The organism is Niveispirillum sp. GW835-FHT14G11 (genome assembly GCF_058793615.1).
In genome coordinates this window covers 16,401-31,080 of record NZ_JBXAFZ010000028.1, presented here as the reverse complement: position 1 = coordinate 31,080, position 14,680 = coordinate 16,401, and the positions used below count along the sequence as shown (strand labels likewise).

The following is a 14,680-nucleotide window of genomic DNA, read 5'->3' as shown; positions in this document are numbered from 1 at the left end:
GACGCCGGGCTGTTTTCTTTCCATCGATAACAGCCGGGAGGTCCCCCCATGAAGGCAAGGACGCTGTCACTGGCCGGCACGATGCTGGCCGGTTTCCTGCTGGTTGCCGCCGCCTCTGTCCAGGTCCAGGCGGAAGCGCCGCAGCACCGCTTCACCGCGATGGATATCTTCAACCTGGAAGCCGCGCGCGACCCGCGGATTTCCCCGGACGGCAGGCGCGTCGTCTATGTCCGCCGTGCGGCCGACATCAAGACCGACCGCTACCGCTCCTCCCTGTGGATCATCGACCTCGCCACGGGGGTGCAACGGGCTCTGGTGACGGGGGATGCCTCGGCCGCCGATCCGGTCTGGTCGCCCGATGGCCGCCGTCTGCTGTATTCGAGCAATGGCGAGCTGCGGGTCAGGTCCCTGGCCGACGGGGCGGACTGGCCGTTGGGCAAGCTCTCCGGCGGTGCCAGCGGGTCCGTCTGGTCACCCGATGGCGGGCAGGTTGCCTTTCTGTCTTTCGTGGAGGACAAGGGGCCACGTTTCGCCACCCCGCCATCGCCCCCACCGGGTGCCGATTGGGGACCACCCGCCAAGGTCTATGACAGTCTGAACGTCCATCTGGACGGCATGGGTTTCGTGAAGCCCGGTGCCATGCAGGTCTTCGTCGTGCCGGCCGAGGGCGGCACGCCGCGCGCCGTGACCCGGGGCAATGTCAGCTATGGCGGGCTGGAATGGCTGGATGCCGGCCATGTGCTGGTCACCGGCAACGCGGCGGCCAATGCCGACATGGACCCGCGCGAGAGCGAGATTTACCGCGTGGATATCGCTACCGGTAAAATCATTGCCATGACCGACCGGCGGGGACCGGATGCGGAACCTTCCGTGTCGCCCGATGGCAAGCTGATCGCCTTTACCGGCTATGATGATCGCAAACTCTCCTGGCAGACCAGCCAGCTCTATGTGATGAACCGCGATGGCAGCGGTCGCCGGTCGCTGACCACCGATCTGGACCGCTCCGTTTCCAGCCCCGCCTGGGCGCCGGACGGCTGCTGCCTGTTCGCCACCATCATGAACGAGGGGCGGGTGGAACTGGTGCGTGTCGGACTGGACGGCAAGGTTGCCACCATCGTCACCGATATGAATGACGGGGCAGGGGGGCGACCCTATATCGGCGGCAGTTTCAGCCTGTCGCGCGAAGGGCGTTTGCAGATCGCCTACAGCCAGGGGCGGCCCGACCGCCCGTCCGACATCGCTCTGGTTACACCCGGCGCCCGGCCGAAGCGGCTGACCGATGTGAATGCAGATGCGCTGGACCCGGTGTCCATGGCGCGGGTGGAGAGGCTGCCGGTCAGCAGCAGTGCCGATGGCCGCGCCATCGATGCCTGGGTGGCGCTGCCGCCCGGCCATGATCCGTCCAAACCCTATCCGCTGATCCTGGAGATCCATGGCGGTCCGGCCATCATGTATGGGCCCGGCTTTGCCAGCGAGATTCAGCGTTTCGCAGCCGAGGGTTTTGTCGTTGCCTGGGCCAACCAGCGCGGATCGCTGGGTTACGGCGAGGCGTTCGCCCTGACCATCGACAGGACATATCCCGGCAAGGATGATCTGGCCGACCTGATGGGCGTGGTCGATACGGCCATCGCCAAGGGTCTGGCCGACCCCGCACGGCTGTTCGTGACCGGCGGGTCGGCCGGTGGGGCGATGACAGCCTGGATCGTCGGCAACAGCGACCGGTTCGCCGCCGCCGTCGCCGTCAATCCTGTCATCAACTGGACCAGCGTGATGCTGGCCGGCGACACGGCGGCACATGTGGCCCGTCATCAGGTTCGCGCCCTACCCTGGGAAGACTGGGAGATTTTCTGGCGCCTGTCACCGCTGTCGCGGGTGGGGCACGTGAAGACGCCGACCATGCTGATGGTGGGTGACGATGACTGGCGTACCCCGCCGGCAGAGGCCGAGCAGTTCTATACTGCGCTGAAGCTCCGCGGTGTGGAGACGGCCCTGGTCCGCATCCCGGGCAGCGGCCACAATATCGGCGCCCGCCCGACCCAGCAGATCGCCAAGACCGACAACATCATCGGCTGGTTCCAGGCGCATGATCCCGCGCTGCGTTCCGCCGACGTGGAGAAATCGCAATGAAGAAACATCGTCTGGCGCTGGTCTGCGCTTCCGCCATCGCCCTGCTGCTGTCGGCCGCCGTCCAGGTGCCGGCCGCCGACGCGCCTCCCGCGGCGGCGGTCCAGCCGGCGGATAAGGCCGTGTCGCGCGGCAGCGTCACCATCGCTGGCAAGAAGGTGGACTATAAGGCCACGGCCGGCCGCCTGACCCTGACCGATGCCGACAACCAGCCGACGGCGCACATGTTCTATGTCGCCTATGTGGCCGACCGGCCTAAGGGGGCGCCGGAGCGGCCGGTGACGTTCGTTTACAATGGGGGTCCTGGGTCGTCGAGCATCTGGCTGCATATGGGCGGGCTGTCGCCGGTCTATGCCCGCACCACGAGCCCCGATCCGACCCCGCCACCGCCGCACGACCTGATTGCCAACGACCAGAGCATCCTGGATCGCACCGATCTGGTGTTTCTGGACGCGGTGGGGACGGGCTATTCCCGGCTGGTGAAGCCGGATTTCGCCTCGCAATATTATGGTATCGACAAGGATGGCGACGCCTTCGCCCAGGCCATCCGCCGCTATGTCAGCGAGAATGACCGTTGGAACGCGCCGAAATTCCTGCTGGGCGAAAGCTACGGTGCGCCGCGCTCCGCCGTCCTGGTGCAGAAGCTGCAATCCGGCGGCATGGCCTTCAACGGCGTCGTCCTGGTCTCCTCCATCCTGAATTTCGGCCAGCATGCGTCCGGTCTGGACCGGGAGCCGGTGAACCTGATCCCCACCTATGCCGCCACCGCCTGGTACCACAATAAGGTGCAGCGGACGGCCGGCAGCCTGCAGGCTCATGTGCTGGCCGCACGGGAATTCGCCATCAGCGACTATGCTGACGCCCTGGCCAAGGGCCATCACATTTCACCGGCGGAGAAGATGGCCGTGGCGGCAAGGCTGGAAAGCCTGACCGGACTGTCGGCGGATTACTGGATCAAGGCCAATCTGCGCGTCCTGGCGCCGCGCTACACGGCCGAATTGCTGCGCGACCAGCGCCGCATCATCGGCAGCTCCGATGCCCGTGCCGTGGGCATGGCCATGGATGCAGGGGGGGAGAAGGCCGGTGCCGACCCCTCGAACGAGATGTCGCCCGCCTATGTCGCCGGCTTCCGCCGTCATCTGGCGGAAACGCTGGGTTATCGCAGCGATCTTGAATATATCACCGTCGACGCGGCCATGATGGGCCGCTGGACCTGGAGCCACCAGCCGCCGGGCGGCGCACCATTCCAATATTCCGGAGCCAATACGACCGTCGATCTGGGTGTGGCCATGCGCGCCAACCCGCATCTGAAGGTGCTGTCGCTCAGCGGCTATTACGATCTGGTGACACCGTTCTTTGCCACCGAATGGGATCTGGCCCACATGAACCTGGAGCCTGAACTGGTGGCCAACATCACCGAGCGTTACCTGGAGGGGGGCCACATGCCCTATCTGGATCGCCCCGGTCTGGAAGCCTTCCGCGGGGAGATCGCTTCCTTCTACGACAAGACGCTCGGTCGGTAACGACGGCGGTCAGCGCGTCTTGATCGAATAACCCGCCGCTGGCTGTGGGGCGGCCATGGTGGCCGGGTCCATACCAGGAGGCTGTGACCTCGATCGGCTGATCAAGCGTGCATGCCGCCGAGGTTACATCTGCGGGGCTTGCCAATGCCAGGAGCAGGGAGACGACCCCGAGGAATTGGGGCCGCAAGGCTAACGCCTTGCGAGAACCTTCAGCAATCAATTACCGGGTTTCTACAGGGTTTGGCGAATAAAAATCTGCTTATGTTTGATAGAATAGAGGATATATTATAATAATAAGAGAATTTTGACGTATTTTCATGGTAATAAGCATGGAATATTGAGGTCTTCCGGGAAGATATTCCGTCGGGTCCCGTGGTTGCCGAGCGGCGCCCCGCGGCTGTGCGAAATATCCGGAACGACATCATGTCCATCACGAAAAGGTGGCGATCATCGCTGGCCCGGCTTTGCCGGCCCTTGCTGCTGTCACGCATGCGGTCCTTGCTGGACCCGAACTGGCGTGTTCTGACGACGGGCTGGAACAGCCGGCTGGAAATCAATGTCACCTGTGGCCAGTTGCTGGTCTGCGGGTCGGATTATGCCGAGGTCCGGCCGATTTCGGATTTGCGCGAAGTGACTGCCTGCGAGCATCGTAACCGTCATGGCCGCAGGCGGGCCGATATCCGGCTGCGACTGGGCGACAATGCCGGTGATGTTGCCATCATTGGCTGCTCCGGCATGGCGGAGGCCAGCCATATCGCTGCCTTGCTGGGCACTGCCATGCTGCGACGATTACACGCTGACGCGGTGGGGCCGCATGTCTGGTCGGCGGAAGCCGCCCTCTACAGCCGCCTGTCGGGCACTCCCTGAAATTGCGGCGGGGCCACTCGCCCCCCCAATCCGGCCGGTACCCTAAGCCGGCGGGTCAATCTCCAACACCTGAGAACACTCCATCATGAAAAAGAATATCGTCGCCTGTACGCTGCTGCTGTCATTGGCGGCTGCACCTGCCGCGCTGGCTGCCGAGCTGGCCGGAGGAACACTGACAGGCAGCGTGGCCGCCGCCAGCGACTATGTCTTCCGTGGCGTCACGCAGACCGACGGTGACGCGGCCGTGCAGGCCGGCCTGACCTGGAGCCATGAAAGCGGCGTTTATGTCTCTGCCTGGGGATCGAACGTGGATTTCAACGATGACGAGTCCAACCTGGAGGCTGATTTCACTCTGGGCTGGTCAGGCAGCGCCGACAATATTTCATACGGCGCCAGCGTCATTTACTATGCCTATCCCGGCGTGCCGGGTGGGTTCGACTATGATTATGTCGAGGCGTCGGCCAACGTCGCCATCGACCTGGGGGTGGTGAAGCCGGTGGCCGCGATCTACTACTCCCCCGATTTCTTCGGGACGGAGGATGACGCGCTGTATTTGACCGCCGGCTTCACTGCCCCCGTCACCGACAGCCTGCGCCTGTTCGCCAATCTCGGGTATCAGGATTACAACAGTGCGACCAAGGACGTGACCGACTGGAATGCCGGTTTCGTCTGGAGCCTGGGCGGCTTCGATATCGACCTGCGTTATGTCGATACCAATGCCGGCTATCTCGGTCGTCTGGCCGACGAGCGCGTAGTCGCCACCCTCAGCCGTTCCTTCTGACCCCGCTGGAACGGCAATGGCGGCGGGACTCCCAACGAGGGGACCCCTTCGTCGGGGTCCCGCCGCTTTCTTTCCATGGAGATGACGATGTCCGACATTTCTGATGCGGAGAAGGCCGACCTGTCGCCCCGTGCCGATGGCCTTGCCCGGCAAATGTTCCTCACGGTGCAGCAGGCGGCGGGACGACCGGCGCGCGTGGCGCTGGTGCGACAGGCAGCGCTGGTCAGGGCCGTGGCCCGTCGCCTTGCCTGGTACGGCATTCGAACGACTGTGTGCACGACCCGTCAGCCGGAAATGCTGTGCCTGACGATCCAGGGGCCGGCCTGATCCAGGACGACATAAACGAATTTTTACTTTTTGCGATCCGAATACCCATCGAACCCTTACGCATCTACGGGTTCTAATCCACCATCCTCCGTGCGCCTGCACGGGTAATCGATGTGGGGTACCATGACAGACATCATCATGATCGCGCTGATCCTGGGGCTGTTCGCCCTTGGGATCGGCTATGCCTATGCCTGCGAGGGGCTGTGACACGATGCTGGATTTGATCCTTGGTGTCGGCACGGCCGTGGGCCTTGCCCTTTACTTGATCCATGTCCTGTGCCGGCCCGAGCGCTACTGAGCGACGCCGGCCTTCGGAGTTTCGGATTTGACCCTGATCGGTTGGATGCAGATCGCGCTTTATTGCGCCATCATCATCGCCGTCACGCGGCCGCTGGGCGGCTTCATGACGCGCATTTTCACGGGGGAGCGCACATGGCTATCCCCCATCCTGGGGCCTGTCGAGACGGGTTGCTACAAGCTTGCGGGCGTGGACGCCAAGGCGGGTCAGCATTGGTTGACCTACGCGGTCTCCATGCTGCTGTTCAACCTGGCCGGTACCGCGCTGCTCTATGCCATCCTGCGCGTGCAGGATGTGCTGCCGCTGAACCCACAGGGCCTGCCCGGCCTGCCGGCGGAACTGGCCTTCAACACCGCCATCAGCTTCACCACCAACACCAACTGGCAGTCCTATGGTGGTGAAACCACCATGAGCTACCTGTCCCAGATGGTCGGGCTGACGGTGCAGAATTTCCTGTCGGCGGCCACGGGCATTGCCCTGGCTGTGGCCCTGGTGCGCGGCTTCGCGGGAAGGTCGGTGAAGACCATCGGCAATTTCTGGGTCGACGTGACCCGCGCCACGCTCTACCTGTTGCTGCCCATCTCCATTCTGGCGGCGATCTTCTTTATCTGGCAGGGCGTGCCCCAGAGTTTCGATGCCTATACGGTGGCCACCACTGTGGAGGGTGCACAGCAGACCATCGCCCAAGGCCCCGTCGCCAGCCAGCTGGCGATCAAGATGCTGGGCACCAATGGCGGCGGCTTCTTCAACGCCAATTCGGCGCACCCGTTCGAGAATCCCACGGCCCTGTCGAACTTCGTGCAGATGCTGCTGATCTTCGCCATCGGCGCCGGTCTGACCAACGTTTTCGGCCGCATGGTCGGCAACGAGAAGCAGGGTTGGGCCATCCTGGGTGCCATGGGTGTGCTGTTCATCGCCGGTGTGGCGGTGGCGTACTGGGCCGAGGCGGGGGGCAATCCGCTGTTCGCCGGGTTCCATGTCGATCAGACGCTGGGCAATATGGAGGGCAAGGAGGTGCGGTTCGGCACGGCCATGTCCGCCCTGTTCGCCGTCATCACGACCGCTGCGTCCTGCGGGGCCGTCAACGCCATGCATGACAGCTTCATGCCGCTGGGCGGCATGATCCCGATGATCAACATGCTGCTGGGCGAGATCATTATCGGCGGCGTCGGTGCCGGCCTCTACGGCATGCTGCTGATGGCCATCATCGCCCTGTTCGTGGCCGGCCTGATGGTGGGCCGCACGCCCGAATATGTCGGCAAGAAGCTGGAGGCGCGGGAGATCAAGATGACCGTGCTGTCCATCCTGGCCATGCCCGCCATGATCCTGGGCTTCACGGCTGTGGCGGTCGTCCTGCCGGCCGGCCTGTCGGGCATACAGGATGCGGGGCCACACGGCTTCTCGGAAGTCCTCTATGCCTACACCTCGGCGGCGGCCAACAATGGCAGTGCCTTCGCCGGACTGACGGCCAGCAATGTCTGGTACAGTGTGACACTGGGTATCGCCATGTTCGTCGGCCGCTTCTTCATCATCGTGCCGATGCTGGCGGCGGCCGGGTCGCTGGCATCGAAGAAGCTGGTGCCGCCATCGGCAGGCACCTTCCCCACCACCGGGCCGCTGTTCATCGGTCTGCTGGTGGCGGTCGTCCTGATCGTGGGCGGGCTGACCTATTTTCCCGCCTTGTCGCTGGGGCCGGTGGTTGAGCATCTGATGCTGACCGCCGCCGTGGCCCCGTGAGCGACCGGAGAGAGACAATGAGAAACGCGGATATCGTCACGGGCCATGGCAACAAACGGCTGGCCCGGGCATCCTTCCTGGACAGCGCCATCCTGTGGCCGGCAGTGCGGGCCAGCTATGTCAAGCTGCACCCGGCGATCCTGGTGCGCAACCCTGTGATGTTCCTGGTGGCTGTGGTTGCGACCTTGAGCAGCGTGCTGCTGCTGCGTGACCTGGCCGCCGGAAACGGAGGGACCGGCTTTTCCATCCAGATCGTGTTGTGGCTATGGTTCACGGTGCTGTTCGCCAATTTCGCCGAGGCCGTCGCTGAGGGGCGCGGCAAGGCCCAGGCCGCCAGCCTGCGCCAGGCCCGCACCCAGACCATGGCCAATCGCCTGATCGGGGCGTCGCTGCCCGACGGTACCCGGTCCGTCCCCGCCGCCGATCTGGCCGTGGGCGATCTGGTGGTGGTAACGGCGGGCGAACTGATCCCCAGCGACGGGGAGATCATGGAGGGCATCGCCACCGTCGATGAAAGCGCCATCACGGGTGAAAGCGCACCGGTGATCCGCGAAAGCGGCGGTGACCGGTCGGCCGTGACGGGTGGCACGCGCGTCCTGTCGGATCAGATCATCGTCCGCATCACGGCGGCACAGGGATCGACTTTCCTGGACCGGATGATCGCGCTGGTCGAGGGGGCGGAGCGTCAGAAGACGCCCAACGAGATCGCGCTGAACCTGCTGCTGGTGGGGTTGAGCCTGATCTTCCTCCTGGCCGTCGTCTCCATCCCCGGCTTTGCCGCCTATGCCGGCGGTTCTGTGTCCGTCATCGTGCTGGTGGCCTTGTTCGTCACCCTGATCCCCACCACCATCGGCGCGCTTCTGTCGGCCATCGGTATCGCCGGCATGGACCGTCTGGTGCGCTTCAATGTGCTGGCCACGTCGGGCCGCGCGGTGGAGGCGGCCGGCGACGTCGATACGCTGCTGCTGGACAAGACGGGTACGATCACCCTTGGCAACCGCCATGCGACTGAATTCCTGCCCCTGCCCGGCGTGACGGAGCGCGAGCTGGCGGAGGCGGCGCAATTGTCCAGCCTGTCGGACGAGACCCCTGAGGGAAGGTCTATCGTCGTCCTGGCCAAGGACAAGTATGGCCTGCGCCTGCCCGACGTCGCCAATCAGGACGCCCGCTTCGTACCGTTCGCCGCCCAGACGCGGATGAGCGGGGTGGATATCGGTGGCGTGCAAATCCGCAAGGGTGCCGTGGACGCCGTACTGCGCCATGTTGCGGTCCTGCGCGGCACCGGGTCGGTGAGGATGCCGGAGCTGGAGGCCCTGTCCGAACGCATCGCCAAGGCGGGTGGTACGCCGTTGGCCGTGACGCGGGGCGACCGCGTGCTGGGCATCGTGCATCTGAAGGACATCATCAAGGGCGGCATTCGCGAACGTTTCGCCGAACTGCGCCGCATGGGCATCCGTACCGTGATGATCACGGGCGACAATCCCCTGACGGCGGCGGCCATCGCGGCCGAAGCCGGCGTCGATGATTTCCTGGCCCAGGCCACGCCGGAGGACAAGCTGAACCTGATCCGCAAGGAACAGGCGGATGGCCGGCTGGTCGCCATGTGCGGGGACGGCACCAACGACGCCCCGGCGCTCGCGCAGGCCGATGTCGGCGTGGCCATGAATACCGGCACGCAGGCTGCGCGCGAGGCCGGCAACATGGTCGATCTGGACAGCGATCCGACCAAGCTGATCGAAGTCGTCTCGATCGGCAAGCAACTGCTGATGACGCGCGGGGCCTTGACCACCTTCTCCATCGCCAATGATGTGGCTAAGTATTTTGCCATCATCCCGGCCATGTTCGCGGGTCTCTACCCGGCGCTGGGGGCCTTGAACATCATGGGCCTGTCGACGCCGCAATCGGCCATCCTGTCGGCCATCATCTTCAATGCCCTGATCATCATCGCCCTGATCCCGCTGGCGCTGAAGGGTGTCGCCTATCGTGCCCGCTCTGCTGCCAGCCAGTTGTCCCGCAACCTGCTGGTCTATGGCGTGGGTGGTCTGGTCGTGCCGTTCGCCGGCATCAAGCTGATCGACATGGCCGTCACGGCCATCGGTCTGGCCTAAGGAGTTCATGCCATGTTGAAGGAAATACGTCCGGCCCTGGTCCTGCTGGCCCTGTTCACGTTCCTGTGCGGGCTGGGCTATCCGCTGCTGGTGACCGGCGTCGGCAAGACCCTGTTCCCCCGACAGGCTGAAGGCAGCCTGATCCGGAGCGAGGATGGCACAATCATCGGATCGGAACTGATCGGCCAGACCTTCACCGGTGACCGCTATTTCTGGTCGCGCCCGTCGGCGGCCGGCAGCGGCTATGATGCCGGTGCCTCCAGCGGTTCCAACCTGGGGCCGACCAGTGCACCGCTGCTGGATCGGGTGAAGCAGGAGGCGGAACGTCTGGGTGCCGGCGAGCCCAACAAGGTCCCCGTCGATCTGGTCACGGCCTCGGGTAGCGGGCTTGATCCACACATCTCCCCGGCCGCAGCCTATTACCAGATCGCCCGCGTCGCCAACGCCCGCGGCCTGGACCAGGCAGAGGTGAAGCGGATCGTCGATGCCCATGTCGAACAACCGCTGCTGGACTTGATCGGAGAGCCGCGGGTCAATGTGCTGAAGCTCAATCTGGCCCTCGACGCCAAGGCCAAATAAGCCTTCCGGATCGGCTTGCACGAGGATCGTCATGTCATGGTGGCCCGACCGGGGATCCTGACATGACGATCCTGTATTCGTTTCATGTCTCCCCGTTCGACAGGCCCCCATGCCGCCCAGTAACGATACCGCCCGTGACGATCGCCGCCCATCCCCCGACGCCCTGTTGCAGACAGCGGCAGCCGAACGGCGGGGCAAGCTGAAGATTTTCCTGGGTGCCGCCCCGGGCGTTGGCAAGACCTATGAGATGCTGCGCACGGCCCATGCCATTAAGGCCGAAGGCGTGGACGTCGTGGTCGGTGTGGTCGAAACGCATGGAAGGGTGGAAACCCAGGCCATGCTGTCAGGGCTGGAGGTCTTCCCGCGCAAGCCGGTGGCCTATCGCGGCCAGGACCTTCTGGAGATGGATCTTGACGGGCTGCTGGCCCGCCGGCCGCAAATGGTGCTGGTGGATGAACTGGCTCACACCAATGCCCCGGGCAGCCGGCACGGCAAGCGCTATTCGGATGTGGAGGAGCTTCGGGACGCCGGCATCGACGTGCTGACCACGCTCAACATCCAGCATGTCGAAAGCCTGAACGACATTGTCGCGCGCATCACCCGCATCCGTGTGCGCGAGACGGTGCCCGATCAGGTGATCGACAGCGCGGACGAGGTGGAGATCATCGACGTGACCCCGGCCGACCTGATCAAGCGGCTGGGCGAAGGCAAGGTCTATGTCCGCGACCAGGCGCAGCGGGCGCTGAAGCATTATTTCTCCCCCGGCAACCTGACGGCCCTGCGCGAACTGGCGCTGCGGCGGACGGCGCAGCGTGTGGATGACCAGATGGTCAACTACATGCGCAGCCACGCTATCGCCGGCCCCTGGGCGGCGGGAGAGCGGATTCTGGTCTGCATCTCCGACGATCTGGCCACGGGCGGGCTGGTCCGCTATGCCAAGCGCATGGCCGACCGGCTGAAGGCCCCGTTCACGGCCGTCTATGTGGAAACGGCCCGCCACCAGCGCCTGGACGAGGCAGGGCGCGACCGGGTGGCCGATGCCCTCCGGCTTGCCGAACAATTGGGGGCGGAGTCATTGACGCTGCCGGGCCGGACGGTGACGGAGGCTATTGTCACCTTCGCACACGCCAACAACATTACCCAGATCGTCATCGGCAAGTCTCAGCGGTCCCGCTGGTTCGAAATGCTGCATGGATCGGTCGTGCATGATCTGCTGCGTCATGCGGAGGGGATTTCCGTCCATGTCATCGCCGGTGAACAGGCCGATCCCGACAGCAATGCCGCCCGCCGCCCGCCGACGCTGAAGTCGACGCAAGGCGGACTGCAATGGCAACCCTATCTGATGTCCACCCTGTTCACGGCGGCGGCGCTGGCGGCCGGCGTGCTGGTGGATGACTGGTTGGGTGTGCAGAATATCAGTCTGGTCTTCCTGATGGCCGTGCTGGGGAGTGCCGTGCTCTACGGGTTCTCGGCCTCCCTGTTCACGGCCTTCGCGTCGGTGGCCGCCTATAATTTCTTTTTCCTGCCGCCCCTCTATACCTTCACCATCCGCGACCCGTCCAATATCTGGTCCCTGGGCTTCTTCCTGGCCGTGGCGCTGCTGACCAGCCGTCTGACGGCGCGGGTGCGCGAACAGGCGGACATCGCGCGGGCGCGTGCCCGCACCACGGCGCAATTATCCTCCTTCGCCAGTAAACTGGCCGGTATCGGCGACCTGGATGATCTGTCCTGGGCCGCCTGCCACCAGATCGCCCTGATGCTGAAGCTGCGTGTCGTGCTGCTGCTGCCGGACGATCACGGACTTGGGCTTGCATCTGCCTACCCGCCTGATGACCTCCTGTCCGAAGCGGACCATGCGGCTGCCCTGTGGGCATTTGAAAACAGCCGGCCCGCAGGTCGTGGCGCGGCCACCCTGCCGGGGTCGCCCCGGCTCTACCTGCCGCTGCGCACCGACCGGTCGGTTGTCGCGGTGGTGGGGATCACCAATGAAGATCCGACGGGCGGGCCGCTGCTGGCACCCGATGATCGGCGGCTGCTGGATGCCCTGCTGGATCAGGCCGCGGTGGCCATCGAGCGGGTGAGGCTGGTTCGTGCCATCGATCAGGCAAAACTGGAGAGCGAGACGGAACGCCTGCGATCGGCCATGCTGACCTCGCTGTCGCACGACCTGCGCACGCCCTTGGCGGCCATCATTGCCGCTGTTACCAGCCTCAAGGCTGGCGGCGGGGGCACTGACGCGCAAGCGCGGGAGGCGACGCTGGACACAATGCATGCGGAGGCGGAACGCATGAGCCGGTTTGTCCGCAATCTGCTGGACATGACCCGGCTGGAGGCTGGCGCCCTGGAACAGAAACGGGAACCCACCGATCTGGCCGATGTGGTATCCGGGGCCGTTCGGCGGGCCGGCCCGATCCTTCACCGCCACGTCATAGACATGGCGGTTCCGATCGATCTACCCCTGGTGCGCGGCGATCATCTGCTGCTGGAACAGGCTGTGTTCAATCTGCTGGACAATGCCGCGAAATACGCCCCTCCGGACAGCACCATCCGTATCGTGGCGCGGCGGCAGGCGGCCCATGTGTGCCTGTCGGTGATGGACCGTGGACCTGGCATCCCGCCTGAACTGCGGGAGCAGATATTCGACAAGTTCTTCCGGGTACAGGCGCGCGACTATCAGCAGGCCGGCACCGGCCTGGGTCTTGCGATCTGCCGGGGGTTTGTTGAGGCCATGGGTGGAACCGTCAAGGTGGGAGACCGTGATGACGGCCAATCTGGTGCCTGTTTCGAAATTACGTTGCCGGTGGATCCGCGTGGAGATTTACCGTTCGGGGAAACGACAGCATGAGTAAGTTGCAGCGTTTGCTTGTCGTCGAAGACGAGATTGCCATCCGACGTCTTCTGCGCACCATCCTTACCCCACATGGCTGGGCAGTGGTGGAGGCGGAGACCGGTGCCGCCGCCCTTGATCAGTTGCATCAGGCCATGCCGGAGCTGATCCTGCTGGATCTCGGCCTTCCGGACATGGATGGCCTGGACCTGATCCCGTTGCTGAAGCGGGAACGATCGGCGCCCATCATCGTCCTGTCCAGCCGTGACCGCGAGCAGGACAAGGTCCTGGCGCTGGATCTCGGTGCCGATGACTATGTCACCAAGCCTTTCAGTGAAAAGGAGTTGCTCGCCCGCATCCGCACGGCCTTGCGGCACTCCATCCAGCAGGTCGGCGGGCGTCCCCATCTCCAGGTCGGCGACCTGGAGATCGATCTGGTCATGCGGCAGGTCCGCCGGTCCGGCGAGCGCCTGCACCTGTCGCCCCGGGAATTCGATCTGTTGCATCTGCTGGTGCGGCATGGCGGGCGCATCCTGACCCACCGCCAGATATTGGAACAGGTCTGGGGACCGGCCCAGGCAACCGAGGTTCACTACCTGCGCGTCTATATCCGGCAACTGCGCCAGAAGATCGAAACCGACCCCAACAACCCAATCCTGATCCTGACGGAACCCGGGATCGGATACCGGTTCAGCGAACCGTGAGCCGGGAATGCCACTTCATCGCATCGAAGTCATGATCCTGACACCGCGGCAAGAAGACTGAACAAGCAGAAGACCATCGCCTCGCCCCAATGGTTGAAGCCGACGCCCAGCAGTTGTTCCCGGCGCCGGATGGCGATGATGACGGCGGCGAGCGCACAGGCGGCGCAGACGCACTGGATCGCCATCATCGCCTGGCCAGCCGACCAGCGCATCAGCCCGGTCATCATGAACAGATAGCCCGCCAAGGTGCCCAGCTTGACGGCCAGGACGCACAGGGAACGACATGACTGGCGGCTCAACCGGATCATCCCGCCGCCCGATCAGGCGGAAGCCCTCCGTCATATAGAGCGCGATGGCGGCCGCATTGTCCTCCCTGACCTCCAGGCGCAGGCAGTGCTTGCCCAGCCGGCGGGCGGCAGGTTCCACGGCCAGCGAATAGATCCGTGCCACCCCATGGCTCCGGCTCAACAGCAGGAACAGCGCCGCCGCCGCCTCATGCTGGTATTCGGCCACCAGGATCTGGTTGGGATATTCGGCCAGCCTCGCCCAAGAACACCTTCTCGAAACCATCCTTCCGTGCCGGCACGATGATGGTGTCGGGTTTGGCCCTGTTGACTTGCGGCAGAAAGGCGGGGTCGAGGGCCCGTGGTTCCGCAATGGATCGATGAATACAACAATAACCACCCGCATTCCGGCCTCAAAATGCGCTCGCTCCGCGCGTTCATAAGTGCCTGCCGCCACCGCCTGACTGTCCGGCCGAACAGGGGCCAGTTTATCCTCCGATATCACGACGAGGATCATATGC

12 protein-coding genes are annotated in these 14,680 nt (G+C 64.4%); 11 read left to right on the top strand and 1 reads right to left on the bottom strand.

The features are described from left to right. Window positions 1-48: 48 nt before the first annotated feature. The 11 genes from AC1Q7F_RS30655 (at window position 49) to AC1Q7F_RS30605 (ending at window position 13,875) form a co-directional block, all read left to right on the top strand. Window positions 49-2,127: a S9 family peptidase gene (locus AC1Q7F_RS30655; RefSeq protein WP_492512345.1), complete on the top strand. Its 2,079-nt coding sequence runs from the start codon at window positions 49-51 to the stop codon at window positions 2,125-2,127. Beyond that, entirely contained in the window at window positions 2,124-3,647 is a 1,524-nt protein-coding gene (locus AC1Q7F_RS30650) for a S10 family peptidase (RefSeq protein ID WP_492512344.1), read from the top strand. The genes AC1Q7F_RS30655 and AC1Q7F_RS30650 overlap by 4 nt, the downstream gene beginning before the upstream one ends. Before the next feature lie 423 nt (window positions 3,648-4,070). Next, a complete protein-coding gene (locus AC1Q7F_RS30645; protein WP_492512343.1) occupies window positions 4,071-4,514 on the top strand; it encodes a hypothetical protein in 444 nt (147 codons plus the stop codon). Window positions 4,515-4,599: 85 nt separating this feature from the next. Continuing rightward, window positions 4,600-5,295 carry a TorF family putative porin gene (locus AC1Q7F_RS30640; RefSeq protein ID WP_492512342.1) on the top strand — a complete coding sequence of 232 codons (696 nt, stop codon included), beginning with the start codon at window positions 4,600-4,602 and terminating at the stop codon, window positions 5,293-5,295. Between the two features lie 87 nt (window positions 5,296-5,382). Then, window positions 5,383-5,622, top strand: a complete 240-nt coding sequence (locus tag AC1Q7F_RS30635; RefSeq protein WP_492512341.1) for a hypothetical protein — start codon at window positions 5,383-5,385, stop codon at window positions 5,620-5,622. A gap of 181 nt (window positions 5,623-5,803) precedes the next feature. Continuing rightward, on the top strand, window positions 5,804-5,920 hold the full coding sequence (locus AC1Q7F_RS30630; protein ID WP_492512340.1) for a potassium-transporting ATPase subunit F: 117 nt from the start codon (window positions 5,804-5,806) through the stop codon (window positions 5,918-5,920). Between the two features lie 45 nt (window positions 5,921-5,965). Next, the gene (kdpA, locus tag AC1Q7F_RS30625; protein WP_492512370.1) at window positions 5,966-7,657 is read left to right on the top strand and encodes a potassium-transporting ATPase subunit KdpA; all 1,692 of its coding nucleotides are present in this window, start codon (window positions 5,966-5,968) and stop codon (window positions 7,655-7,657) included. 17 nt (window positions 7,658-7,674) lie between these two features. Then, window positions 7,675-9,765 carry a potassium-transporting ATPase subunit KdpB gene (kdpB, locus tag AC1Q7F_RS30620; protein ID WP_492512339.1) on the top strand — a complete coding sequence of 697 codons (2,091 nt, stop codon included), beginning with the start codon at window positions 7,675-7,677 and terminating at the stop codon, window positions 9,763-9,765. A gap of 12 nt (window positions 9,766-9,777) precedes the next feature. Then, window positions 9,778-10,344: a potassium-transporting ATPase subunit KdpC gene (gene kdpC, locus AC1Q7F_RS30615; RefSeq protein ID WP_492512338.1), complete on the top strand. Its 567-nt coding sequence runs from the start codon at window positions 9,778-9,780 to the stop codon at window positions 10,342-10,344. A gap of 109 nt (window positions 10,345-10,453) precedes the next feature. Beyond that, window positions 10,454-13,189 carry a DUF4118 domain-containing protein gene (locus AC1Q7F_RS30610; protein ID WP_492512337.1) on the top strand — a complete coding sequence of 912 codons (2,736 nt, stop codon included), beginning with the start codon at window positions 10,454-10,456 and terminating at the stop codon, window positions 13,187-13,189. Continuing rightward, entirely contained in the window at window positions 13,186-13,875 is a 690-nt protein-coding gene (locus AC1Q7F_RS30605; RefSeq protein WP_492512336.1) for a response regulator, read from the top strand. Before AC1Q7F_RS30610 ends, AC1Q7F_RS30605 begins: the two co-directional genes overlap by 4 nt. A gap of 29 nt (window positions 13,876-13,904) precedes the next feature. Here the strand turns inward: AC1Q7F_RS30605 and AC1Q7F_RS30600 are convergent, their stop codons facing one another. Further along, window positions 13,905-14,174 (bottom strand): hypothetical protein, encoded by a 270-nt coding sequence (locus tag AC1Q7F_RS30600; RefSeq protein ID WP_492512335.1) that lies wholly within the window; start codon window positions 14,172-14,174, stop codon window positions 13,905-13,907. Between the last annotated feature and the right edge of the window lie 506 nt (window positions 14,175-14,680).